Source organism: Cobetia marina (genome assembly GCF_001720485.1).
GTDB lineage: Bacteria > Pseudomonadota > Gammaproteobacteria > Pseudomonadales > Halomonadaceae > Cobetia > Cobetia marina.
The window spans coordinates 1,262,480-1,285,357 of sequence record NZ_CP017114.1 but is presented as its reverse complement, the minus strand read 5'-3'; the positions used below and the strand labels follow the sequence as shown (position 1 = coordinate 1,285,357).

The window sequence follows — 22,878 nt, the reverse complement described above, 5'->3', positions numbered from 1 at the left end:
GCCATGACCGTCCACGCCACCTCTCCCGCACGGGAGGCGCGTCGCGCCACGCACGACCAGGCTTTGCCGACCGCATCGGTCCTGATCGTCGATGACGAGCCGGGCATGCGGCGTTACCTGGAAAAGGCGCTGGCATCCCGCTTCGCGATGATCGAAGCCGTCGAAAGCGTCGAGCAGGCCGAATCGCTGCGCTCGCGCCTGCATTTTGATCTCATCCTGCTCGACATCCGCCTGCCGGGACGTGATGGCCTTGAGTGGGAGGAGGCCCTGTCACCGTCATCGGTCAGCGACGTCATCTTCATGACGGCCTATGCCGATCTCGATACCGCCGTACGTGCCCTGCGCGCAGGTGCCAGTGATTTCATCATCAAGCCGTTCCGCCTCGAACAGCTGCACGCCGCGATAGACCGCTGCCTCGAACGCCGCCAACTGGCACGCGAGAACTTCCTGCTGCGTCGCGACAATGCACGCCACCAGGGTGAGGAGGCCAGCCTGCAGGGCGAGACCCCCGGCATGCAGGAACTCGCGCAGATCATCGCGCGCGTCGCGCCGGCCCCCTCTCCCGTGCTGATACTCGGGGAATCCGGCACCGGCAAGGAACTGGCGGCACGCGACCTGCACCGTCTCTCCGGACGGCGCGGTGCCTTCGTACCGGTCAACTGTGGCGCCATCAGTCCGGAACTTCTCGAGAGCGAGCTTTTCGGTCACCTCAAGGGGGCCTTCACCGGCGCCCACCGCGGACGTGATGGGCTGTTCAGCTTCGCCGATGGCGGCACCCTGTTTCTGGATGAAATCGGCGAGATGCCGCTGACCATGCAGTCCAGGCTGTTGCGGGTACTGGAAACCCGACGCGTGCGCCCAGTGGGCGGTGAGCAAGAGCAGGCCGTCGATGTGCGCATCGTGGCCGCCACCCATCGCACGCTCGAGACGGAGGTCGCGGCGGGTCGCTTTCGAGAAGACCTCTACTACCGCTTGAACGTGCTCAGCTTGCGGCTGCCGGCACTGCGGGATCGCCCCGCGGACATTCCTGCCCTGGCCCTGCATTTCTCTCGACAGCTGTCGCGCGAACTGGGACTGCCCGAGGTCCCCTGGGATCACACCGACCTTGCACGCCTGTGTCGCTATGCCTGGCCCGGCAACGTGCGTGAATTGAAGAATGTCATCGAGCGCGCGCTGCTGCTGGGCCGCCTGCCCGGCGATGCCCTCCCGGCCTCCGGCACCTCTCTCACGTCTGGCCATGCCGCGATGCCCGGCGCCTCGGATGCACCAGGCGACGCTGCCGCCCCCCATGCGGGGGGGGAGGCCGACAGCGAGGCTTCACACGGCTATCCGCTGGAGTGGTCGCTGGATCGTGTGGAGCAAGCGCACCTGCGTGCAGTACTGGAGCATCACGCCAACAACAAGTCCGCTGCCGCGCGTCAGCTGGGCATCTCGCGCAAGACGCTGGATCGCAAGCTGACCCACTGGCGCGCCGAGGCCGAGAGCCCCATGCCTGACCGCGACTCGTCTCACCGCTCGGCTGATGACCCTGCATGATCCAGCGCCTGCGCCATTACCTTGCCGGCTCGCTGCGCCGTCGCTTGCTGGTGCTGACGCTGGCCCCGCTGCTGCTGCTGCTGCTGGCGCTGGTCGGCCTGACCGCCTATTGGACCACCGCCTACACCGACCGCCAGCTGTACATGAACGTGCGCAGCGACCTCGATGTGGCAAGCCGCACGCTGCAACGTCAGCACCAGCGGCTTCGTGACGGCCTGGAAACCCTGCGCCGCAACCTGCGCCAGTCCACTACGCTGCCAGGCCCGTCCTCACCATCGACCGAGACACTGGCGCCTCGTCTGAAGGCGTTGCGTGAGACCCTCAACGCCGATTGGCTCCGCTGGCTGCCAGCGGAGCAGCTCGGACAGACGCCCGGTGTCGCCGCCCTGGTTCCGCGTCTGCGCCAGGGCGAGAGTCTGGATGGCCTCGACATGCTCAGCGGCGATTCGCTGGCATCCCTCGACCCCTTGCTGGCAGAGCGGGCCCGCCTGGCCCTGCGCCGGACCCCCCATGCACAACCCAGCGCGCGGCGTGAGGAAACGCGCGGCATGCTGCTGCGTGCGCTGGTGCCGATCATGGATTCACGCGGGACGCTCGTGGGCGTGCTTGATGCCGGGCGGCTGCTCAATCGTGACCCGAACCTGGTGGATGAGATCCGCGATCTCCTCTACGGCCCGGGGACGCTGCCGCTGGATGGCACAGGCACCATCACCCTGTTTCTGGACGATGTCCGAATTGCCACCAACGTGACTGACAGCACCGGTGAACGCGCACTCGGCACGCAGGCCTCGCTCGAAGTGACCCGTCAGGTCATCGGTGAGGGGCAGCGCTACGTCAATCGCGCCTTCGTGGTACGCGACTGGTTCGTTGCCGCCTATGCGCCTCTGGATTCTCTGGACGGCCAGCGGATCGGCATGATCTACGCGGGCTACCCCCAGGCACCCTACGTGCGACTCTACCGGGAGACATTGGTCCACATCAGCCTGGTACTGCTGGCGGTCAGCCTGTTGGGAGTTCTACTGGTCTGGGGCGGGGTCGAGCGCCTGATGCGCCCCATTCGCCAGATACGCCATGTGGTGCATGCCGTTCGCGATGCACCCTCCAGTGATGGGCTGCGCATCGGGCCGCTTGCCTCGCTTGGGCCAGAACAGCGTCGTGGTGATGAGCTGGATGAGCTGGCGCAGGAATTCGATACCATGCTGGCGCGGCTGGAGGCGCACCGCAGCGAGATTCAGGCGGCCGCCAATACCCTGGAAGCCCAGGTCGAGGACCGCACGCGTGACTTGAGCGCACAGACGAACACGCTGCGCGAGCGCAGCCAGGCACTGGAGGAGCATGTCCGCCTGTTGCGCGAAGCACGCGCGAAGCTGTTGACCCGCGAGAAGCTGGCAGCACTCGGGGAACTCACGGCAGGCATCGGGCATGAGATCAACAATCCCGCCGCCGTCATCCTCGGGCATGTCGAGTTGATCGAAGTCATTCTCGGCGACCAGGCAGACCCCGTACGCGAGGAAATCGCGACCATCATCCATCAGGTGGAACGGATTCGCGCGCTGGTCGACAACCTGCGCCAATATGCACGTGACCCACATCAGGCGAGCCACGACGGCGCACAGGCAGAGCTGCCTGACCTGCCGGGCGAGACGCTCCCCACCACGCTGAGCCCCCCGAACCTCAGCCAGATTCATCCAGATGAGGCCATCCATAGCGTCGAAGTACTGGTACGCCATGCGCTGGATCATCACGGACACAGATTGACGCATGAGCTCTCGGCGACACGTCAGATCGAGGCCGACCGCGCCCAGCTGACACAGGTGCTGGTCAATCTGCTCATCAATGCCATCGAGATGGCACCCGGACCGGACACGCTATGCATCACCAGCGCCGATCGGGACGCGACGCTCGCCGGTGTGGAGGAGGATCATTCGCCGGTGATGACAGGAGACCCCGGCGGTGAGGTCGTGGCCGGCATCGAGATCCGGATCATCGATCACGGCAATGGCGTCCCGGAACACCTCAGGGAGCGCATCTTCATCCCTTTCTTCACCACGCGCGCCAACGGCTCCGGCATCGGTCTGTCGGTCTCGTCCGGGTTGATCACGCAACTGGGCGGACGACTGTGGCTGGAAGAGACGCCCGGGGGCGGCGCGACCTTCTGCCTGTGGCTGCCTTGTATCGCGCGGCGTCACCACGAAGACAACCAGGGCCGACACCTGCTCGAGACCCTGAGCGCCGGTGGCAGCAGCCGTGCCAGTTGATCCCCCTGCCCTGCCATCCACCGACCGGAGCCTTTGCCATATGCCATCGGCCAATTCGACTCCCTCTCCAGCCCGCCAGACCTCGACGGCATCCACCGATGAGCCACAAGCCCGTCACGCGAACACGTCGCCGACGCTTGGCCAGCGCCTGCGCATCCTGCGCACCCGCCACGGCCTGTCTCAACGCGAACTCGCCAAGCGCGCCAACGTGACCAACTCGACCATTTCCCAGGTCGAACAGGATGCCGTCAGCCCCTCTGTCAGCTCGCTCAACAAGATACTCGATGTCTTCCCCGTCTCGCTCAGTCACTTCTTCAGCGACGAGATCCCCGAGGCGCCTGCGCGAGTGCTGCGCCGTGAGGAGCATGCACCATGCGAGGAAAGCCCCGCTGACACGCGACTGCGCAAGATTCCCGACTGGCCTGATGCCTCAGGGCAGCGTCGTCAGAAACCGCAGGTCACGCTGGGGAGGCTTGAAGACCATGACAGCGTCAGCCTGCAGGCAAGCCATGACAGCCTCTTGCTCGTCACCCGCGGGCGACTGCGCATCGAGCTGCCGGCAGAAGCGCTCGATATCCACCTCAGATCCGGAGATGCCGTGCGGCTGCAGGCCGGAGAGCGCTACCGACTCCACCATGCCCAGGCGCAAGATGCTGATGGGTCTGAACCACTGGACGAGGAAAGCCTGACAGCCTGTCACTGGTCATGCATCGCCAGCGCGGGATAAACCGAAGGAGCCCCCTTTCTTCCCAGCGAGCCACGCATCAATCAAGAATGCCCCTCTTTCCTGTCAGTACCGCGACACGAAAGAGGGGCATTCATCAGAACCGCGATTCACCTGGGCATCCGCTCACTCGACAGGCCGAGAGGGTTTACTCCCCCTCTTTCGCCGGGGGCAGCACCAGATTGAGCACGATCCCCAGAATGGCCGCCAGGCTGACGCCCTGCAGCGTGAACTGGCCACCACCAACCTGCATGCCGCCAATCCCGAAGACCAGAATCAAGGATGCGATCACGAGATTGCGCGGCGCGGTAAGCGAATCACCGGCACGCACCAGGGTGTTCATCCCCACCACGGCGATCGACCCGAACAGCAAGCACATGATGCCACCCATGACAGGGGTGGGAATCGTCTGCAGTACCGCCCCCACCTTGCCGATGAAGGCAAGCGAGATGGCCACGCAGGCCGCGACGGTCATGACACGCGGATTGAAATTGCGCGTCAGCATGACGGCGCCCGTCACTTCCGAGTATGTCGTGTTGGGCGGTCCACCGAACAATGAGGCCGCGCTGGTGGCCAGGCCATCTCCCAGCAGTGTCCGATGCAGTCCCGGCTTCTTCAGATAGTTCTGACGCGTCACGGAGCCGATGGCCACCATGTCACCGATATGCTCCACGGCCGGCGCGATGGCGACCGGAATCATGAACAGGATGGCGGAGAACTCGAAGGTAGGAGCGGTGAAGCTTGGCAAGGCCAGCCACGCCGCCTCCGCCACAGGCGACAGGTCGATCACCCCCATGGCCAGTCCCAGCAGATAGCCGGTGATGATCCCGCCGAGAATCGGGATGAGGCGCCACAGTCCGCGACCGAAGATCGACAGTACCAAGGTGACGGCAAGACTCACCAGCGAGAGGGTCAGTGCCTGTCCATGAGAAATGGTGTCACTGAATTCCCCCGTGGCCATCTGGACGGCGGTCGGTGCCAGCGCCAGTCCGATCACCATGATGACAGGCCCCACCACCACGGCAGGCAACAGGCGATGCACGATACCGACGCCCTTGAGACGAATGCACTGCGCCAGCAACACATAGACCAGTCCGGCAACGAACAATCCCCCCATGGTGGCGGGAATGCCGAAGTTGGCGACCGAGCTCTGGATGGGGGCGATGAAGGCGAATGACGAGGCGAGAAAGACCGGCACGCTCGCCTTGGTGACGCTCTGGAAGACCAGCGTCCCGACCCCTGCCGTGAACAGCGCGACGTTGGGATCAAGGCCAGTCAGCAACGGCACCAGCACCAGCGCACCGAAGGCCACGAAGAGCATCTGTGCTCCCGTGATCAGCGTCGCCAGCGTGAAAGGCTCCTTCTCAGGAGTCTGGAGGGCATCATGAGAGACAGAGGAAGCGGAGTCCGGGGCTTGAGAAGACGACATGGCGGAAGATTCTATTCAATGAACTGACGAAGGAAGGCCTCAACCTGACTGCTCAGACAGGTAAGGCAGATACAAAAACGCCCCACGCAAGGCGTAGGGCGTCGAGAGCTCAGGCGAGGCGCTTAGCGCGTGCCGAAGATCTTGTCACCGGCGTCACCAAGACCCGGGACGATGTAGCCATTCTCATCAAGACGATCATCGACGGAAGCCGTGAAGATCTCGATGTCAGGATAGGACTCCTGCACCTTGGCGATGCCTTCTGGTGCCGCAACCAGCACGATCACCTTGATCTGCTGGCAGCCCTTGGCCTTCAGCATGTCCAGCGTGGCGATCATGGAACCGCCTGTCGCCAGCATCGGGTCGATGACGATCGCCAGACGCTCATCGAGATCCGAGACGAACTTCTCGAAGTACGGTACCGGCTCGAGGGTTTCCTCATCACGGTACAGCCCCACCACGCTGATGCGCGCGCTGGGAATCAGGTCCGTCACCCCTTCCAGCATGCCGAGACCGGCACGCAGGATCGGCACGATGGTCACTTTCTTGCCCTTGATGCTCTGGACGTCCAGCTCGTTGCCGCTCCAGGCGTCAATGGTGGTAGTTTCCAGCTCAAGGTCCTGGGTTGCCTCATAGGTCAACAGCTTGGCGACCTCACTGGCCAGCTCACGGAAGCTCTTGGTGCTGATGCCTGCTGCACGCATCAGGCCGAGCTTGTGCTGGACCAGTGGATGATTGATGGCATGGACGCTCATGGAAATACCTCTTGGGACAGAAGATGGTGCTCATGATTGCGCAGCACTACCCCGCCAGCGAGGGACGATGGCAGGCAGAGAGGCTGGCAAATTGGGCGTATTCTAGCCGAGCAGGACTTTGATGTTAAGCGCACCCGACATCGTCACGGGCGAGGCGGTCAAGAAAATCGCCGACGGCTGAACAGTAATCAGGGTAATCGAAGCGCTCAGCCAGAATCTGACGCGCACGTCGGCCCATTTCACACCGAAGCTCAGGACTGGCGATCCATTTATCAAGCACTTCTGCTGCTGCCACTGGCGATATCACCCTGGCCGCAACGATGGCATCCTCGTCAGGCGAATAGACCCTGACCTCTGGCCCGACGAAAGCGAGATCATGCTCTGCAAGTTCACCTATGGATCGGATGGTGGGAAGCACGGCGCCATTCTCTCCCGCGATGACCTGCTCCGGCAGCCCATCGACATTGCCGACGATGGTCGGTACGCCATGCGCCAAGGCTTCCTGCACCACGTTACCGAATGGCTCACGCCAGGAAGGGCAGATGAAAGCATCCAGCGTGCAATAGAATTCCGACATCTCCTTGACCGCGCCATGAAACGTCACGACATCGGCCAGCCCCCACCTTGTCACCAATGCTTGCAGAGGGTGTCGCAAAGGTCCGTCTCCCGCGATATGCAGCTCCACATTCGCATGGGTTTCCCGCAGCAATCTGATGGTCTCGAGCGCCACGACAGGCGCCTTGAGTGCCGTCAGTCGACCGGCAAACCCCAACCGGAAGACGTCGCCGTCATGGGTTGCCGTCACCTGCGGTAGCGACATGGCATTGCGTGCCACAAGCGCCGGGCACTCCTCTGATAGACCAAGCTTCAGCTGGAGCATGCGCAGTGATGCATGGGAATTGCAGATGACGCCGGACCAGCGTTCCACGTAGCGCTGGATATCGGGAGCCGGCTCGATGAACCAGGCGCTGCCTCTCTCGAAATGCACGATGGGTACGTCATTTGGGAGAGCAATGGGGAAGTTGCGATATTTATTCCAGATGACCAACTGCTCAAGCGTCAATGATTTCAGCAATTTCCGCTGATACGTAGAACGCAACCATGGAATCTGCCTGGGAAGATTGATGCCACGAGGTCCCTTGACGGAATGAATTCGCCAGAAATGATCACTCAATTCTTCTTGTACGATAGGGTGGATTCGATCGGTCATCGGAAGGACATGATAATCATTTCCGGCTTCCAGCATGGTAGTGAAGAAGCGTGAAAAGTGACGTTCCACTCCGCCCAGATTTCTCAGGCTGACGAGATGACCTATCTTCGGCTGACTTCCCATGGCGCTCCTTCTATGTGAATGCGTCCCTATCGGAAGCCAACATTATCACAACGGAAACATCAGCACCGCGCCATGCCTGACATCCCCGATGACTCACCTGCCCTCTCATGAGAGGATGAGTCCACACCCAACCTCCGACAATCATTGCTCAAGAAGGATACCCAAAATTGGCAAAGTCCTGTGCATAGAGGATGGCCAACTTCTCTCGCGTGGCAGACGCCATACTTTCCTGAGCCACACGACAGCGGACATCCCCCTTGTTGCGATGAGCAATGGAGGAATCGATACCCAGCTTCTCAGCGACAATCTTGAAGTCCTGATCCAGCGTCTCGAAATGTCCCAGGAAATCCACCATCAACCTGTCATCTGCCGACATGATGAAAGAAGATTGAGAGTGGAATAACAGATGACTGCGAAAAGCACCTTGCCAGAGCCCGTTTTCCACAAAGTCATCAAAGCCACGATACTTTGCGAGTGAGGCTGCCACGCGACTGTCCTCAGGCCCCTGATTCCCACCCTTCAATATATAATGGTATGCGGAAAAAGCGCGATCATAGGGATTTCGCACAAAGGAGAACTTGAAGTAATTATTGAATTTCTTGCTATCTGCTTTTTTATAAGTTTGCCAGGAAACATGATCTCGGCCTTTTTCACTCTTCTTTCCCAATGCGGCTAGAACCGAGGTCCCGGCGGCCTTGGGAATATGTATGAAAATACATTTGTTGCGATCAAAGTGTTTACGATAAGGGAATTCGTGCTTCAACCACATGACAAGCCTCATACATAGATTGCGAATGATCCATCACCTTGCCGCAAGAGTAGGCAAACAATACGCATTTTTCGTGTACATACCGTCAAAAAAAGGAAGAAGTAGATCATGCGCCAGCGCAATGTTACAGTACATGGAAATAGACTTACGGTGTGACCATCAGCCATGCTCCATATTTTTATATCGTGCGATGAAAACTATGCGCCTCATCTAGCCACGACTATCATGTCCATACTTGATAACTGTCAAAAGCCAGAAGCGCTGAGCTTCATCATTGGTGATGGAGGACTGTCGTCCGACACCATTTCCAGATTGCACGCAATGATCGCGCCCTACCAGTCACAGATCACCTTTACTTACCTGCACGAGAGCAAGTTTGAAGGACTGGAGATCAAACGTTACGGGCTTTCCATCTATTTCAGATTATATCTGAGTGAGGTCATCGACCCTTCCATTCAACATATCGTATGCATTGATTGCGATACTATCGTCGTGGACGATATCACGACGATCATGGATGACCTGCCGACCCAGGACTTCACGCTGGCCGCTGTGGAGAATATTGGCCGATCTCCTTATAAATCATTGGGCCTGGAGAAAGGCAAATACTTCAACTGCGGCTTGATGTTGATCAACATGCCTCGCTGGAAGAAATATAATATTGGCGAGAGGGCATTATATTTCTTGAGAAAACACCCCGAACTCTGTCTATATCCTGAACAATCCGCACTGAATAAAATTCTCGACGGCCAATGGACACAATTACCGTTGGTCTGGAATGCTCAACGTCCTGCTTACAAGATTCTTGAGAAAAGAATGGATGAACAGCATAGAGCGGAACATGAATTCCTGGAGTCCATCGAGAAACCCAAGATGATTCACTACATGGGAAAAGGCAGCAAGCCTTGGGAGTATGGCTCACTGCATCCATTGAAGGATGTTTACTTTTATTATAGAGCCAAGACGCCATGGGCCTCTGGCAATATCGTCAACAACAAGACACTCAAGAAATCCATTCTGTCTTATATTGAATTGCAGAAGTTATACAAGTACCACAAGAGAAGATCCATGAGCCAGGAGTTGCTTGACGCTCATCGATAACGATTTCCTTGAATGGCATCTCTCGGAGATGCCATTCAATTCATCATCATGGCCGCCTCTTGATTACCGCTTGTCCACTACCTCGGCAATGAAGTCACCAATCCCCTGGCAGTACCGTTGCTGACAGAAATCTCGTGCGATGATATCGCGGGCGACCGTCCCCATCTCTCTCCGCTGCTCCGGGCTTTCCGCCCAACGCTGCAGGACATCGGCAATGGCGGCCGAGTCCAGGACATGCGCCTGCACGATGGCATCGCGCTCGGGTGAATAGACTCTGTCCGGCCCCTGGACGAAGTCTTCTCCATAACGGGCGAGCTCACCCTTCGGGCGTCCGGGTGTCAGCACCTCACCATTGAGGCCGGAGGTGATCTGCTCCGGCAATCCATCGACATTGCCGACGATCGCAGGCACTCCATGCGCCAAGGCTTCCTGCACCACATTGCCGAACGGCTCGCGCCAGGAAGGACAGATGAAGGCATCGAGGGAAGAATAGAATTCACTCATGTCACTGAGCAGGCCACAGAAGCGGACACTGTCTTCAAGCCCCCACTCGATGACCAATGACTTGAGAGCCGCCTCCAGCGTCCCCGTACCAGCGATCCAAAGCTCAGCATGGGGCACACTGACCTTGAGATCTCGCAGCGCCTCGATGGCAATCACTGGCGCCTTGAGGCCGGTCAGGCGTCCTGCAAAACCGATTCTGAATCGCGAAGCCGGATGCGTGGAGGCCTTCTCGGGCAGCACGATGGAATTGCGCACCACCTTGCAGGGCAAGGTGTCACGGATGCCGAGCGACAATTGCAACATGCGACTGGCGGCATGGGAGTTGCAGATGATGCCATCGAGCCTCGAGAGGTAATCCTCGACCTCGGGGGTAGGCTCCACGAACCAGGCAGCGCCATGCTCGTAATGGATGAGGCTGATGTGCTCAGGAAAATGCAGAGGATGGTGACGCAGCTTGTTCCACACCACGATTGCCTGCATCTCTTCATCATCGAGCAATCGCGCCTGGCAGTTATCCCGCAGCCAGGGGAGCTGACGCGGGATCTTGATACCGAGATAGCGCTTTATATCGTGCACGCGACCTGGAAAGTCCGCATAGACGGACTGCAGCATCGGATGAATCTCGGGGGTCTGCAACAGCACATGATGATCACGCTCATTGGCGGCCATGCGATAGAAATTGGTGAAGGTGCGCTCGGCCCCTCCCAGGTTCTTGAGACTGATCAGATGACCCGCGCGAGGTCCTTGCAATGTCGGATGCGTCAATGTGGTTTCTCGTCTTCACTCTCAGGTATCAAGCAGTGGCAGCTGCCAATCTATCGGCACATCGCCACGTGCCTCCAGCCAGGCATTGGCCTGTGAGAAGTGACGAGAACCGAAGAATCCGCGGTGCGCTGCGAGAGGCGACGGATGCGGAGCGTGGAGTACCAGATGCTTCTGGCGATCCACGGCCCCCGCCTTCTTCTGGGCATGACTGCCCCAGAGCAGGAAGACGACACCCTCGCAGTGCTGGTTGATCACGTCGATGGCGCGGTCGGTGAACTGCTCCCAACCTTGCTTCTGATGCGAGGCGGCCTTGCCCTGCTCGACCGTCAGCACGCTATTGAGCAGCAACACCCCTTGCTCCGCCCAGCTTTCGAGGAAGCCGTGATCCACGGGTTCGACCCCGACATCGACAGCCAGTTCCTTGTAGATGTTCTTCAGTGAGGGCGGCGGGCGCACGCCGGGGCGTACCGAGAAGCACAGACCATGTGCCTGGTCCGGCCCGTGATAGGGGTCCTGCCCCAGGATCACGACCTTGACGTTGCTCAGCGGGGTCAGCCAGAAGGCGCGAAACCAGTCCTGCGAGTGCGGGTAGATCACCTTGCCGGCATCTTTCTCGACGCGCAGGAAGGCCTTGAGCCGCTGCATGTACTCGGCATGGAATTCCTGCCCGAGATGCGCCTGCCAGTCGGCAGGCAGCACCTGGGAGCTACCGGAGGTGGCAGTCTCCAACGGCATGTCAGCTGTCGCTCTCTTGCTTCTTGAGCTGCTCGGAGATCGGTTCGACGTAGGCGATTCCCATGTCCCACGGGAACTGGATCCAGCAGTTCTGCGGCACTTCGGTGATGAAATCATCGACCAGCGGACGGCCTTCCGGCTTGGCGTAGACGGTCACGAAATGGGCCTTGGGCAACATGTCGCGCACGGCACGTGCGGTGTTGCCGGTGTCGACGAGGTCATCGACCAGCAGCCAGCCGTCACCGTCATGATCGACGCCCTTGACCACTTCCAGACCACCCTGCTCCATGTGGTCGTGGTAGCTCTTGATGCACACGGTGTCGATATGGCGGATGCCCAGCTCACGGGCGATCAGGCCAGCCGGGATCAACCCACCACGGGTGATGGCGATGATGCCCTTGTAGTCACGACCGATCAGGTCATGACAGAGCGCGCGCACGTCGCGGTGCAGCTGGTCCCAGGAGACGATGAAATGGTCGTGATAGCGTTCGGAAGACATGTGGGTCACTCGCAATGACGGAACAGGAACAAAGCATGGTGGCTGGCGTGCCACCCTACAAGGGACAGATCGCGCCGGTGTGAAACGACACTGCCGGCGACGACGATATCGGACGTTGTCTGCAACGACGATGGCCCTGCCAGAAGACAGGGCCATCGTCGTTGCGCAGGCTTACTCGGCTTCGGTAAAGCTGCAGGCGGCGAAGACGCTGTGGCCTTCTTCGCGGATCTTGGCGGAACCGCCCAGCTCCGGCAGGTCGATGATCGCGGCGGTCTCCACCACGATACCGCCGGTGCGCTCGATCAACTTGCAGGCCGCCAGCATGGTGCCACCGGTGGCGATCAGGTCATCCATCACCAGGATGCGATCGCCTTCACGGAAGGCATCGGAATGCAGTTCGACGGTGGACTCACCGTATTCCAGCGTGTAGGTCTCGCTGATGGTCTTGAACGGCAGCTTGCCCTTCTTGCGCACCGGCACGAAGCTGCAGCCCAGCTCATAGGCCAGCGGTGCACCGATGATGAAGCCGCGTGCATCGATGGCGGCGATGGCGTCGATCTCCATCTCCTGATAGCGGTGCACGAAGGAGTCGATCAGCTTGCGGAACGCGGCGGAATTCTGCAGCACCGGCGTGATGTCGCGGAAGTTGACACCCGGCTGGGGCCAATCCGGCACGGTGCGGATGACAGACTTGATGTAGTCGCTGTAGATGCTCATTAAAGGGCTCCGTCGAGGAACAGGTATTTGCAGGCAAACAGGACGGCGAGAATCACCAGCCCCGGGCTCAGATCACGATAGCGGCCAGAGAACAGCTTGATCACGGCGTAGCTGATGAAGCCCAGTGCGATCCCGTTGGCAATCGAGTAGGTCAGTGGCATCACCAGGGTGGCGATCACCACTGGCGCGGCTTCGGTAATGTCATTCCAGTCGATGCGTGCCAGGCCACCTGTCATCAGGCAGGCAACATAGAGCAGCGCACCCGCGGTGGCAAAGGCGGGGATGGAGGTGGCCAGCGGTGACAGGAACAGGCTGACGAGAAACAGTCCCGCCACGACCACCGCGGTCAGTCCTGTGCGTCCGCCTGCCGCCACACCGGTGGCAGATTCGATATAGCTGGTGACATTCGAGGTCCCCATCACCGAACCGGCCATGGTCGCGCTGGAGTCTGCCATCAGGGCACGGCCGAGACGCGGCAGGTGGCCACGCTCGTTGGTGAGTCCCGCCTGCTGGGAGACGGCGATCAACGTGCCCGAGGTATCGAACAGATCGACGAACAGGAACGCGAAGATGATCGACACCATGCCCAGGTTGAAGGCGCCGGCGATGTCGAGCTGTGCGAATGTCGGCAGCATGCTCGGCGGCATCGAGGCAAGACCATGGAAGTCATTGTTGCCGGTCAGGGTCGCCAGCAGCGTCACCACCAGGATGCCGATCATCACGGCGCCGATCACCTTGCGGTAGGACAGCGCGACGATCAGGAAGAATGACAGCAGCGCATACAGGGCTGCCGGCGAGGACAGATCACCCAACGTGACCAGGGTGCCCGGTGCATCAACGACGATGCCGCTGCCCTGCAGCGCGATGATCGCCATGAACAGGCCGATGCCCGCGGCGATGCCCGTCTTCAGTGAGGCCGGAATGGCGTTGATGATCCACTCCCGGATCTTGAAGGCGGAGAGCAGGAAGAAACTCACCCCGGACAGGAAGACCGCGCCCAGCGCGATCTGCCAGGGAACGCCCATCTGCCCCGCCACCGTATAGGTGAAGAAGGCCGTCAGGCCCATGCCGGGTGCCAGCGCGATCGGGTAGTTGGCGTAGAGCCCCATGATCAGGCAGCCAAGGGCAGCTGCCAGACAGGTCGCCACGAAGACGGCGCCGTGATCCATGCCGGTGGAGGCCAGCATCGAGGGGGCAACGAAGATGATATAGGCCATCGCCAGGAAGGAAGTGAATCCGGCGATGACTTCGGTACGCACATTGGTACCGTGCTCCGAGAGCTTGAAGAGACGTTCCAGCATGAGGGAAACCCTTATCCTTGAGCAGTGCCTGTCCGGCAAGCCGCAGTGGTCGATGACGTTCGGGAACAGCGGATCAACACGAACTCACTCGGACAGGTATGCTGCACAGGGGGCAACCATGGCTTCCCCCTCGTTCAGCCTGCCTGAACCACGATGCCCTGCCGGTGGCAGGGCATCGAAAGGCGCAACATGGTACCCAAAGGTCTGCAGCGAATCGAGCATTGCAGGCATATTTCCTGACCGGTCAGACGGGTTCTGGCGTCCTGCCAGCGAATTGACCCCGCAGGAAGCCTGCAAGCCTCATGCCAGCCGTGAGGCCATGACTCGCTCCACCGTCTCGACGATGGCCTGGGTCTGGGGGTCCACCTCGAGATTGACCCGATCCCCCACCGCGCGCTCACCCATCAGGGTGCGCTCCAGAGTTTCCGGTATCAGATTGACGCAGAAACGCGTGCCCTGGACCTCCCCGATGGTCAGACTGACACCGTCAAGTCCCACATAGCCCTTGTCGAACAGGAAACGCATCAGCTCAGCGGGAGCCTGGAACCAGATCCGGCGATTGTCGGCCGTGGCTTCAATGGCATCGAGGGTGACCATCGCCATGACGTGACCGGACATGGAGTGGCCACCGATTTCATCCCCGAAGCGCGCTGCCCGCTCGATGTTGACCCGACTGCCCACCTTGAGCTCGCCGAGGTTGGTCAGTCGCAGTGTCTCACGCATCAGATCGAAACTGGCCAGCTGACCCTCGAGTGCCGTCACGGTCAGGCAGCAACCGTTGTGCGCCACTGACGCCCCGGTTTCCAGCCCCTGCTCCAACCCCTGCGGCAACCGGACCTGATGGATACGAAACTCCGGACGCTCTTCAATGGCGACCACTTCCGCCATGCCTTGCACGATACCGGTGAACATGCGCTTCCTTATCCTTGCACTGCTTCCCGCAGAGCGGGAACCCATGAATATGATGACAGGCCATGACACCCGGGCACTGATGACACCACGAGATCCGACATGCCGATGGGAAATCCTAGCATGCCGGACTCGATGCCGGCAGCCATCACGCCTCCTTCACGCCATCGAGCGAAAAGAAGATGAGCAGGCCCTGCTGTCAAGGGTTGGCCTTGCGCCACGGGGCTGGCAAGGCGTCCTGCGTGTAAGACATCTCTGACAGCGAGTATCGGCAAATTGCCATATCGAACGACAGTTCGAATAAACCGTCAACGCCAGACCAAAGTCGTTGACACCCCGAGGGTGACTGATAGAATGCGCCTCAAATCTGTTTGGCGCCGATTTGTACCCGGATTGCGGGCGCCCACTTCGAGAGTCTGTCTCCCGGGGTGCAAGTTCTGCTAAAAGGGTGTGTCCAGCGTTGATGGCCACCCATCTTGGGTGGTCTTTTTTTCCTCTCTGGATCACTCTCCTCTTGCCAGGCGTGCCTTGCCCTTCTCGGCGCAGTGCACGACACACGCAGAACAGGCGGCTTGCCGCAGACCTTCGCCCGCATTCCGGTTGGTGCCTTAACCATTCGGACCCCCATGATCACACTCAAGAACGTCTCCAAGACTTACGGCAGTGGTGACAAGGCCGTGGTCGCGCTCAAGGATGCCAGTCTCACGGTTCCCCAGGGCGCCATTACCGGTGTCATCGGCCTGTCCGGTGCCGGAAAATCGACCCTGATTCGCTGCGTCAATCTGCTCGAACGCCCCACCGAGGGCAGTGTCGTGGTCGATGGTCAGGAGCTGACCGCACTCGACGACAGCGCCCTGCGTCGTGCTCGCCACCAGATCGGCATGATCTTCCAGCACTTCAACCTGCTGTCCTCGCGCACCGTCTTCGCCAACGTGGCCTTGCCGCTGGAACTGGCCGGAATCTCCAAGGCCGAGATCAGCCAGCGCGTCGAGCCACTGCTGGAACTGACCGGCCTGAGCGACAAGGCAAGCCAGTATCCTGCCCAGCTGTCCGGCGGACAGAAGCAGCGCGTCGCCATCGCTCGCGCACTCGCCAGCCGCCCCAAGGTGCTGCTGTGCGATGAAGCCACCTCGGCGCTCGACCCCCAGACCACTGCCTCCATTCTCGAGCTGCTCAAGGACATCAATGCCAAGCTGGGCCTGACCATCCTGCTGATCACCCATGAAATGGAAGTGGTCAAGAGCATCTGTGATCAGGTCGCATTGATCAGCGGCGGCGAGCTGGTGGAAGTGGCGGCGGTCGGCGATTTCTTCACCGCCCCGCAGACCCGCCTGGGCCGCGAATTCCTCAATGAATTCCTGGAACTCGAACCACCGCGCGCACTGGTCGAGCGCCTGGAGGCGACTCCCGGCCCGCACACCCATCCGGTGGTCCGTCTGGCCTTCAGTGGCGACGCCGTCTCCACGCCGCTGATCTCGCGCCTTGCGCGTGAGTGTCAGGTGGACGTCAGCATCCTGCAGGCCAAGGTGGAATCCATTCAGGACCGCACCCTGGGCCTGATGATCGCCGAACTGATGGGCGACAGCGCCCAGACCCAGCAGGCGCTGGACTATCTCGAATCCCACGACCTGAAAGTGGAGGTGCTCGGCCATGTCACCCGCACTGCTTGAACTCGTCCTGTCCTCCACCCTCGAGACCCTCTACATGGTCGCGGTGGCAGGCCTGATCTCCGCGGCACTCGGCATTCCGCTGGGCGTGGCACTCTACACCTCGCGCCCGGGCCAGATTCTCGCGCGCCCGGTGCTCAACAGCGTGCTGAGCATCATCACCAACATCGGCCGCTCGGTGCCCTTCATCATCCTGATGGTGGCGATCATCCCGCTGACACGCCTGATCGCCGGCAGCTCGATCGGCACCAATGCCGCCATCGTGCCGCTGACCATCGCCTCGATTCCCTTCGTCGCCCGTCTGATCGAAGGCGCCTTGAATGAAGTCGGCCCGGGGCTGGTCGAGGCCGCTCAGGCCATGGGTGCCACGCCGATGCAGATCATCACCAAGGTCCTGCTGCCGGAAGCACGCGGCGGCATCATCAATGGTCTGACCATCACCGTGGTCACCTTGATCAGCTATTCCGCCATGGCCGGTACCGTCGGTGGCGGCGGCCTGGGGGATCTCGGCATCCGCTACGGCTACAACCGCTTCGACCCGATGGTGATGCTGGTGACCGTGGTCATCCTCGTCGTCATGGTGCAAGGCTTCCAGAGCCTGGGCGACCATCTGGTGCGCAAGTCGAACCACAAGTAAGCCTCGCTCCATGAGCGGTGAGTGATCCACCAGTGGCGATCGATCTACAAATCACATGGCTTTCGGTATCGTGACGGCTCATCACAATGAGCCGTCACTCATAACATCCCGCGGACCCCGCCGGTCACGTCGGATCACAAGGAGAACATCGATGCGCAACATGCTGACCACGCTTTCTTCCCCGCTGCGCCTTGCCGGTGCTGCCACCCTGCTCGGCGCCACCCTGCTGGCAGGCTGCGGCAACGACGCGTCCGACGAGAACACCCTCAAGATGGGTACCGTCGCAGGTCCGGAAACCGAGGTGATGAAGGTCGCGGCCGAGATCGCCAAGGAAAAGTACGACCTGAACGTCGAGATCACCGAGTTCACCGACTACGTATCTCCCAACGCCGCTCTGGCCGATGGCTCGCTGGATGCCAACGCCTACCAGCACCAGCCGTACATGGAATCCATGGTGCGTGAGCGCGGCTACAAGTTCGCCAGCGCCGGCAAGACCTTCGTGTACCCGATCGGTGCCTATTCCGAGAAGTACGAAGACATCAGCGAACTGCCGGACGGCGCGACCATCGCACTGCCGAACGACCCGTCCAACGAAGGCCGCTCCCTGATCCTGATGCACGACCTGGGCATGATCGAGCTGACCGACAAGGACAACCTCGAAGCGACCCCGATCGACGTCGCCAAGAACCCGCATGACTACCAGTTCAAGGAAATCGAGGCTGCCCAGCTGCCGCGCATCCTGCCGGACGTCGACCTGGCCTTCATCAACAACACCTTCGCTCAGCCGGCTGGCCTGAAACCGGAAGACGCGCTGATCCGTGAAGGCGCCGAGTCCCCGTACGTCAACCTGATCGTCGTGCGCCAGGGCGATGAAGACAGCGAGAAGGTGCAGAAGCTGGTCAAGGCCTACCAGACACCGGAAGTCGAAGCCAAGGCCGAAGAGCTGTTCAAGGGCGCTGCGGTACCGGGCTGGAAATAAGCCTTCGAGCGCAAGCTGACAGCCGCATGACGCAAAGCGCCGACCCTGAGGTCGGCGCTTTTGCATCTGATTGATGAATCCCCCCATCACGTCCAGATGCCGACGCGGCGCAAGAGCGCGCGCGTAGGGCGTGCTTGAAACAGGCGACCCGCGACCGCATCCCTGCGTCACCGGCATCAACCCGCCATCCACTCAGGAGCCAACATGGCCACTCGTCCCGACTACTCACTGCTGGCCCGCCAGCTGGACGCCACGCTCGACACTCGCGACTGGCTGACCAACGCCTCCCAGACGGCTGCCTTCATCAACATGACGGTGGCGGACCTCAACTGGGCAGGCTTCTATGTGCAACGTCAGCCGCAGATCCTGCACCTGGGACCGTTCCAGGGTCAGCCGGCCTGCCACCCGATCCCCTTCACCAAGGGCGTGTGTGGCGCTGCCGCGACCCAGCGCACCACTCAGCGTATCGCGGATGTGCATGCCTTCCCGGGCCATATCGCCTGTGACGCCGCGTCGCGCAGCGAGCTGGTCATCCCCGTTCTCATCGAGCAGAACGGCCAGCAAGTGCTGTGGGGCGTGCTGGACCTGGATAGCCCCAGCCCCGAGCGCTTCGATGAAGAGGATCAAGCCGGCATCGAACGCCTGGTCGAGATCTTCATCGCCTCCAGCGATTTCGACAGCGTGCCCGCCTGATACGCCCATCAGGTGCTGACATCATGTCCTGCCGCCCGCCATGCCTCCTGCATGGCGGGCGGTCTGCGTTGCGGCGGGTCAGGCCTTTCTTGCATAGCCCTCGCACAGCCCCTTGCAAAGCCCCTTGCAAAGCCCCTTGCACAGCCCCTGGCGAGATGACACGTTAAGAGCTCTCTGACCCGACAGGAGCAGAACATGTCATCCCAGTCAACATCACATGACGCGTCTTCCTCAGCGCCTTCCTCATCTTCATCGACCGCTCATCCTGCCCCGCATGCGCAAGGCTCTCTCCAGAATCACGATGACGCCCACGCAGGGCTCGAGCAGGTCATCGCGCATCTCGAGCGCCTCAAGACCTTCACGGCACGTACCGGCAATGACCTGGGCGCCAAGCGCACCCTGCTGGAAGGCTACTTCGCCGCCGATGCCAGCATTCTCGACACCGGCGTGACGCCACGCCTCGAGATGCTGCCGGGAGGAAACGGCGAGCGCCTCTGTGAGGTATTGCCCGCACCAGACGGCGCACCGACACCTGCACGTCGCCTGCTGTACGTGCATGGGGGTAGCTGGATCGCCGGCTCCCCCGCCGGCCATCGCCCGCTGGCCAGCCGTCTGGGCCGCACGGCGCGCGCCGAGACCTACACGCTGGATTATCGCCTCGCCCCTGAGGCGCCCTTCCCGGCAGGCCTGGAAGACGTACTGGCCGCATGGCACTGGCTGTGCCGCGAGTTTCCGGATGACCACCTGCTGCTGGCCGGAGACAGCGCGGGCGGCAACCTCACGCTCTCGGCCCTCAACGCGCTCAAGAGCGCAGGCGAGCGGCTGCCGGACGCGGTGATCGCCTTCTCGCCCGCCACTGACCTCAGCTGGGGCAGCGCCTCGCTGTCGCGCAAGGCCGAGGTGGACCCGATCCTCGATCCCAATCTGCTGCCCTTCGTGAGCATGGCCTATGTGCAGGACGGTACCGACATGAGCGATCCACGTATCTCGCCGCTGGAGGGGAATCTGTTTGACCTGCCACCGACGCTGATCCAATGCGGCGAGGCGGAAATCCTGCTCGATGACAGTCGTCGCTACGCCGCGCAGGCACAGGATTGCGGCTCACCTGTCACGCTCAGCCTGTGGCCGGACATGCCGCATGTGTTCGTCGGCTTCGCACCACTGCTCAGCGCTGCCAACGCCGCCCTCAAGGAAGCCGGTGACTTCCTCGACACCACGCTTGCCTGACAGCACGGCCAGCGCCAGCGCTTCTCGACAGGCGTGTCTGACGCGCACACGAAAACGCCCGACTCGATGAGTCGGGCGTTTTCTGGAATCTGGTAGGACCAGGCGGATTTGAACCGCCGACCTCCACGATGTCAACGTGGCGCTCTAACCAACTGAGCTATGGTCCTGGATGAGGCTGATGGATCACTGTCACTTGAAGCTTCTGCTTGGTAGGACCAGGCGGATTTGAACCGCCGACCTCCACGATGTCAACGTGGCGCTCTAACCAACTGAGCTATGGTCCTGTATCAAGTGGCGCGATGTTGCCATCGATGCCGATGCTGGTAGGACCAGGCGGATTTGAACCGCCGACCTCCACGATGTCAACGTGGCGCTCTAACCAACTGAGCTATGGTCCTGTGTCAGCAGCTGAATGAGGAAGCGTTTGTGGTGCGAAGCGCTTTGCCCTGTCAGCGAGGACGTATTCTACTTATCTTCCGTTTTGATGCAACCCCCTGATGATAAAAAAATTTCTCGCCTGAGTAGCATCGCGATACTCGCCGTATGCGCCTTCTTTCAGGCGTCTCACCGGGGTCACCGATCCTCCCCCGAGAACGCGCGAGGCGGTGCCAGCCCATGCCGGCACCGCCTCACTTCTTTACGCCCTCACGTCTTCACGCCCTCAGCGCCGCGCAAGCGACATCACAAGGCAACGGGGCGTCAAAACAATACCCATCGCAGTCCCGCGGCCACAGCCGCCCCCAGCAAGGGGCCGGCGATCGGCACCCAGGCATACCCCCAGTCAGAACTGCCCTTGCCCGGAATCGGCAGAAGCCAATGCGCGACACGTGGCGCAAGATCGCGCGCCGGGTTCATCGCATTGCCGGTCGGGCCACCCAGTGACAGACCGATGGCCCACACCAGCGCCCCGATGAGATACGGCAATACCCGGTCAGTGATCAGCTCGCTGTTGACCATGCTGCCGATCGCGAAGACGAGAACCACCGTCGCGATCGCCTCACTGACAACATTTGCCAATCGGGAATCGACTGCCGGATCGGTACAGAAGACCGCACGCTTGCGCAGCGGGTCACGGGTCACCTTCCAATGGGGGTAATACGCCGCCCACACCAGCACGGCCCCGGTGAAGCATCCCAGCATCTCCGCCAGCATCATCCTGGCCACCTCGAGCACGCTTGCATGCACGCCCAGCAGATACTTGGCGAGGGTGACCGCTGGATTGAGATCTCCGTAGGGAGAGCCTGTCGAGGTCGACACCAGCACCCCGACCATCACCGCAAAGCCCCAGCCGGCATTGATCATCAACCAGCTGGAACCGGCTCCCTTGGTCTTGCGCAGCATCGCATTGGCGACGACTCCGCCGCCCAGCAGGATCATGAGCGTGGTACCCAGAAATTCGCCCGTCATGACGTCAGTCCACATGCCAGATGACCTCCGTCACTTGTCCCCATCCACCACCCACTGTGTCTTCCAGCCCCGAGAGAGGTCGCGGCATCGCTCCCCCAGACAGGAATGTCGGCACACGGGCACAAAGACTTCGCCCCGTCGAGTGACGGGGCGAAGGAGGCGTTACATTGCCACAGCTGACGAGGTGGCTCCAGCCACTTGCGACAGAAGGGCTTACAGCAGCAGATTCCACATGCTGGCCGCGATCAATGCCCCCGCCAGCGGCCCGGCGATGGGCACCCAGGCATATCCCCACCCGGAGGCACCCTTGCCATGGATCGGCAGCAGCGAGTGCGCGATGCGAGGACCAAGATCACGCGCCGGATTGATGGCATAGCCCGTGGCGCCACCCAGCGACAGCCCGATGGCCCACACCAGCATGCCGACCAGATACGGCAGCAGGCCGGCACTGATCTTGCCGGAGCCGACGATGGCGCCGATGCCGAAGATCAGCACCACGGTGCCGATCACCTCACTGAGCATGTTGCCCAACCGGCACTCGACCGCGGGGTCAGTACAGAACACCGCACGCTTGAGGCCAGCGTCGCCGGTACGCTTCCAATGCGGCAGATAGGCCAGCCACACCATCACCGCACCGGCGAAGCAGCCCAGCATCTGGGCGATGACATGACGCGCCACATCGATGAGGGTGGCATGCACCCCGAGCAGGTACTTGGCGAGGGTCACCGCCGGATTGAGGTCCGCCTGGGGCGAGCCGGTGGAAACGGCCACGAACACGCCGATCATCACCGCAAATCCCCAGCCGGTGGTGATCACGATCCACCCGGAGCCGTTGCCCTTGGTATCCGCGAGTACCACGTTGGCGACCACACCGCCGCCGAAGAGGATCAGGAACAGGCAACCGAGAAACTCGCCCGTCATGACGTCAGTCCACAT

General features: G+C 61.2%; 21 protein-coding genes and 3 tRNA genes. 9 read left to right on the top strand and 15 right to left on the bottom strand.

Annotated elements, in window-relative coordinates:
- Nucleotides 1-3: 3 nt before the first annotated feature.
- Genes BFX80_RS05495 through BFX80_RS05485 form a run of 3 tightly spaced genes read left to right on the top strand, consistent with a single transcriptional unit; the run spans nucleotide 4 to nucleotide 4,521 of the window.
- Complete coding sequence (locus tag BFX80_RS05495; RefSeq protein ID WP_084208150.1) at nucleotides 4-1,536, top strand: sigma-54-dependent transcriptional regulator; 1,533 nt, start codon at nucleotides 4-6, stop codon at nucleotides 1,534-1,536.
- A complete protein-coding gene (locus BFX80_RS05490) occupies nucleotides 1,533-3,794 on the top strand; it encodes a cache domain-containing protein (RefSeq protein WP_084208149.1) in 2,262 nt (753 codons plus the stop codon). The genes BFX80_RS05495 and BFX80_RS05490 overlap by 4 nt, the downstream gene beginning before the upstream one ends.
- A 40-nt stretch (nucleotides 3,795-3,834) precedes the next feature.
- The gene (locus BFX80_RS05485; RefSeq protein WP_084208148.1) at nucleotides 3,835-4,521 is read left to right on the top strand and encodes a helix-turn-helix domain-containing protein; all 687 of its coding nucleotides are present in this window, start codon (nucleotides 3,835-3,837) and stop codon (nucleotides 4,519-4,521) included.
- Between the two features lie 145 nt (nucleotides 4,522-4,666).
- Here the strand turns inward: BFX80_RS05485 and BFX80_RS05480 are convergent, their stop codons facing one another.
- The 4 genes from BFX80_RS05480 to BFX80_RS05465 form a co-directional block, all read right to left on the bottom strand.
- Nucleotides 4,667-5,839 (bottom strand): uracil-xanthine permease family protein, encoded by a 1,173-nt coding sequence (locus BFX80_RS05480; RefSeq protein WP_127734758.1) that lies wholly within the window; start codon nucleotides 5,837-5,839, stop codon nucleotides 4,667-4,669.
- A 230-nt stretch (nucleotides 5,840-6,069) separates the two neighbouring features.
- A complete protein-coding gene (upp, locus tag BFX80_RS05475) occupies nucleotides 6,070-6,699 on the bottom strand; it encodes a uracil phosphoribosyltransferase (RefSeq protein WP_077374565.1) in 630 nt (209 codons plus the stop codon).
- Between the two features lie 124 nt (nucleotides 6,700-6,823).
- Complete coding sequence (locus tag BFX80_RS05470; RefSeq protein ID WP_084208146.1) at nucleotides 6,824-8,032, bottom strand: glycosyltransferase family 4 protein; 1,209 nt, start codon at nucleotides 8,030-8,032, stop codon at nucleotides 6,824-6,826.
- Between the two features lie 148 nt (nucleotides 8,033-8,180).
- A complete protein-coding gene (locus BFX80_RS05465) occupies nucleotides 8,181-8,801 on the bottom strand; it encodes a sulfotransferase family 2 domain-containing protein (RefSeq protein WP_167592976.1) in 621 nt (206 codons plus the stop codon).
- Nucleotides 8,802-9,026: 225 nt separating this feature from the next.
- Here BFX80_RS05465 and BFX80_RS05460 point away from each other — a divergent pair, with 225 nt between their 5' ends.
- Nucleotides 9,027-9,902: a glycosyltransferase family 8 protein gene (locus tag BFX80_RS05460; RefSeq protein WP_240499678.1), complete on the top strand. Its 876-nt coding sequence runs from the start codon at nucleotides 9,027-9,029 to the stop codon at nucleotides 9,900-9,902.
- Between the two features lie 63 nt (nucleotides 9,903-9,965).
- On the opposite strand, the gene BFX80_RS05455 is transcribed toward BFX80_RS05460, so the two are convergent.
- From BFX80_RS05455 to BFX80_RS05430, 6 genes are all read right to left on the bottom strand, one after another.
- A complete protein-coding gene (locus tag BFX80_RS05455) occupies nucleotides 9,966-11,156 on the bottom strand; it encodes a glycosyltransferase family 4 protein (RefSeq protein WP_084208143.1) in 1,191 nt (396 codons plus the stop codon).
- 36 nt (nucleotides 11,157-11,192) lie between these two features.
- On the bottom strand, nucleotides 11,193-11,906 hold the full coding sequence (ung, locus tag BFX80_RS05450) for a uracil-DNA glycosylase (protein WP_077374577.1): 714 nt from the start codon (nucleotides 11,904-11,906) through the stop codon (nucleotides 11,193-11,195).
- 1 nt (nucleotide 11,907) lies between these two features.
- Nucleotides 11,908-12,405, bottom strand: a complete 498-nt coding sequence (gene gpt, locus BFX80_RS05445) for a xanthine phosphoribosyltransferase (RefSeq protein ID WP_077374580.1) — start codon at nucleotides 12,403-12,405, stop codon at nucleotides 11,908-11,910.
- Between the two features lie 171 nt (nucleotides 12,406-12,576).
- A complete protein-coding gene (locus BFX80_RS05440; RefSeq protein ID WP_077374582.1) occupies nucleotides 12,577-13,122 on the bottom strand; it encodes an adenine phosphoribosyltransferase in 546 nt (181 codons plus the stop codon).
- The gene (locus tag BFX80_RS05435) at nucleotides 13,122-14,423 is read right to left on the bottom strand and encodes an NCS2 family permease (protein ID WP_084208142.1); all 1,302 of its coding nucleotides are present in this window, start codon (nucleotides 14,421-14,423) and stop codon (nucleotides 13,122-13,124) included. Before BFX80_RS05435 ends, BFX80_RS05440 begins: the two co-directional genes overlap by 1 nt.
- Before the next feature lie 300 nt (nucleotides 14,424-14,723).
- Nucleotides 14,724-15,335: a riboflavin synthase subunit alpha gene (locus BFX80_RS05430; RefSeq protein WP_084208141.1), complete on the bottom strand. Its 612-nt coding sequence runs from the start codon at nucleotides 15,333-15,335 to the stop codon at nucleotides 14,724-14,726.
- Nucleotides 15,336-15,958: 623 nt separating this feature from the next.
- Here BFX80_RS05430 and BFX80_RS05425 point away from each other — a divergent pair.
- From BFX80_RS05425 to BFX80_RS05405, 5 genes are all read left to right on the top strand, one after another.
- Complete coding sequence (locus tag BFX80_RS05425; RefSeq protein WP_077374589.1) at nucleotides 15,959-17,002, top strand: methionine ABC transporter ATP-binding protein; 1,044 nt, start codon at nucleotides 15,959-15,961, stop codon at nucleotides 17,000-17,002.
- Nucleotides 16,983-17,636 carry a methionine ABC transporter permease gene (locus BFX80_RS05420; protein WP_077374591.1) on the top strand — a complete coding sequence of 218 codons (654 nt, stop codon included), beginning with the start codon at nucleotides 16,983-16,985 and terminating at the stop codon, nucleotides 17,634-17,636. Before BFX80_RS05425 ends, BFX80_RS05420 begins: the two co-directional genes overlap by 20 nt.
- A 160-nt stretch (nucleotides 17,637-17,796) precedes the next feature.
- Nucleotides 17,797-18,615: a MetQ/NlpA family ABC transporter substrate-binding protein gene (locus BFX80_RS05415; protein ID WP_077375588.1), complete on the top strand. Its 819-nt coding sequence runs from the start codon at nucleotides 17,797-17,799 to the stop codon at nucleotides 18,613-18,615.
- A 204-nt stretch (nucleotides 18,616-18,819) separates the two neighbouring features.
- Nucleotides 18,820-19,308: a GAF domain-containing protein gene (locus BFX80_RS05410; RefSeq protein WP_077374593.1), complete on the top strand. Its 489-nt coding sequence runs from the start codon at nucleotides 18,820-18,822 to the stop codon at nucleotides 19,306-19,308.
- Between the two features lie 195 nt (nucleotides 19,309-19,503).
- Nucleotides 19,504-20,535, top strand: coding sequence for an alpha/beta hydrolase (locus BFX80_RS05405; RefSeq protein ID WP_084208140.1), 1,032 nt, complete (start codon nucleotides 19,504-19,506; stop codon nucleotides 20,533-20,535).
- Between the two features lie 90 nt (nucleotides 20,536-20,625).
- On the opposite strand, the gene BFX80_RS05400 is transcribed toward BFX80_RS05405, so the two are convergent.
- The 5 genes from BFX80_RS05400 to BFX80_RS05380 all read right to left on the bottom strand — a co-directional run bounded on the left by BFX80_RS05400 (nucleotide 20,626) and on the right by BFX80_RS05380 (nucleotide 22,878).
- Nucleotides 20,626-20,702, bottom strand: a tRNA-Val gene (locus BFX80_RS05400).
- Between the two features lie 40 nt (nucleotides 20,703-20,742).
- Nucleotides 20,743-20,819, bottom strand: a tRNA-Val gene (locus BFX80_RS05395).
- A gap of 37 nt (nucleotides 20,820-20,856) precedes the next feature.
- Nucleotides 20,857-20,933 (bottom strand) — tRNA-Val (locus BFX80_RS05390).
- A gap of 301 nt (nucleotides 20,934-21,234) precedes the next feature.
- Nucleotides 21,235-21,957 (bottom strand): MIP/aquaporin family protein, encoded by a 723-nt coding sequence (locus BFX80_RS05385; RefSeq protein WP_084208139.1) that lies wholly within the window; start codon nucleotides 21,955-21,957, stop codon nucleotides 21,235-21,237.
- A gap of 198 nt (nucleotides 21,958-22,155) precedes the next feature.
- Nucleotides 22,156-22,878, bottom strand: a complete 723-nt coding sequence (locus BFX80_RS05380; RefSeq protein ID WP_077374599.1) for an MIP/aquaporin family protein — start codon at nucleotides 22,876-22,878, stop codon at nucleotides 22,156-22,158.

Coding starts and splice junctions, on each gene's coding strand:
- BFX80_RS05495 (WP_084208150.1), top strand. CDS start 4: ATGACCGTCCACGCCACCTCTCCCGCACGGGAGGCGCGTCGCGCCACG.
- BFX80_RS05490 (WP_084208149.1), top strand. CDS start 1,533: ATGATCCAGCGCCTGCGCCATTACCTTGCCGGCTCGCTGCGCCGTCGC.
- BFX80_RS05485 (WP_084208148.1), top strand. CDS start 3,835: ATGCCATCGGCCAATTCGACTCCCTCTCCAGCCCGCCAGACCTCGACG.
- BFX80_RS05480 (WP_127734758.1), bottom strand. CDS start 5,839: ATGCTCTTCGTGGCCTTCGGTGCGCTGGTGCTGGTGCCGTTGCTGACT.
- upp (WP_077374565.1), bottom strand. CDS start 6,699: ATGAGCGTCCATGCCATCAATCATCCACTGGTCCAGCACAAGCTCGGC.
- BFX80_RS05470 (WP_084208146.1), bottom strand. CDS start 8,032: ATGGGAAGTCAGCCGAAGATAGGTCATCTCGTCAGCCTGAGAAATCTG.
- BFX80_RS05465 (WP_167592976.1), bottom strand. CDS start 8,801: ATGTGGTTGAAGCACGAATTCCCTTATCGTAAACACTTTGATCGCAAC.
- BFX80_RS05460 (WP_240499678.1), top strand. CDS start 9,027: ATGTCCATACTTGATAACTGTCAAAAGCCAGAAGCGCTGAGCTTCATC.
- ung (WP_077374577.1), bottom strand. CDS start 11,906: ATGCCGTTGGAGACTGCCACCTCCGGTAGCTCCCAGGTGCTGCCTGCC.
- gpt (WP_077374580.1), bottom strand. CDS start 12,405: ATGTCTTCCGAACGCTATCACGACCATTTCATCGTCTCCTGGGACCAG.
- BFX80_RS05440 (WP_077374582.1), bottom strand. CDS start 13,122: ATGAGCATCTACAGCGACTACATCAAGTCTGTCATCCGCACCGTGCCG.
- BFX80_RS05435 (WP_084208142.1), bottom strand. CDS start 14,423: ATGCTGGAACGTCTCTTCAAGCTCTCGGAGCACGGTACCAATGTGCGT.
- BFX80_RS05430 (WP_084208141.1), bottom strand. CDS start 15,335: ATGTTCACCGGTATCGTGCAAGGCATGGCGGAAGTGGTCGCCATTGAA.
- BFX80_RS05425 (WP_077374589.1), top strand. CDS start 15,959: ATGATCACACTCAAGAACGTCTCCAAGACTTACGGCAGTGGTGACAAG.
- BFX80_RS05420 (WP_077374591.1), top strand. CDS start 16,983: ATGTCACCCGCACTGCTTGAACTCGTCCTGTCCTCCACCCTCGAGACC.
- BFX80_RS05415 (WP_077375588.1), top strand. CDS start 17,797: ATGCTGACCACGCTTTCTTCCCCGCTGCGCCTTGCCGGTGCTGCCACC.
- BFX80_RS05410 (WP_077374593.1), top strand. CDS start 18,820: ATGGCCACTCGTCCCGACTACTCACTGCTGGCCCGCCAGCTGGACGCC.
- BFX80_RS05405 (WP_084208140.1), top strand. CDS start 19,504: ATGTCATCCCAGTCAACATCACATGACGCGTCTTCCTCAGCGCCTTCC.
- BFX80_RS05385 (WP_084208139.1), bottom strand. CDS start 21,957: ATGTGGACTGACGTCATGACGGGCGAATTTCTGGGTACCACGCTCATG.
- BFX80_RS05380 (WP_077374599.1), bottom strand. CDS start 22,878: ATGTGGACTGACGTCATGACGGGCGAGTTTCTCGGTTGCCTGTTCCTG.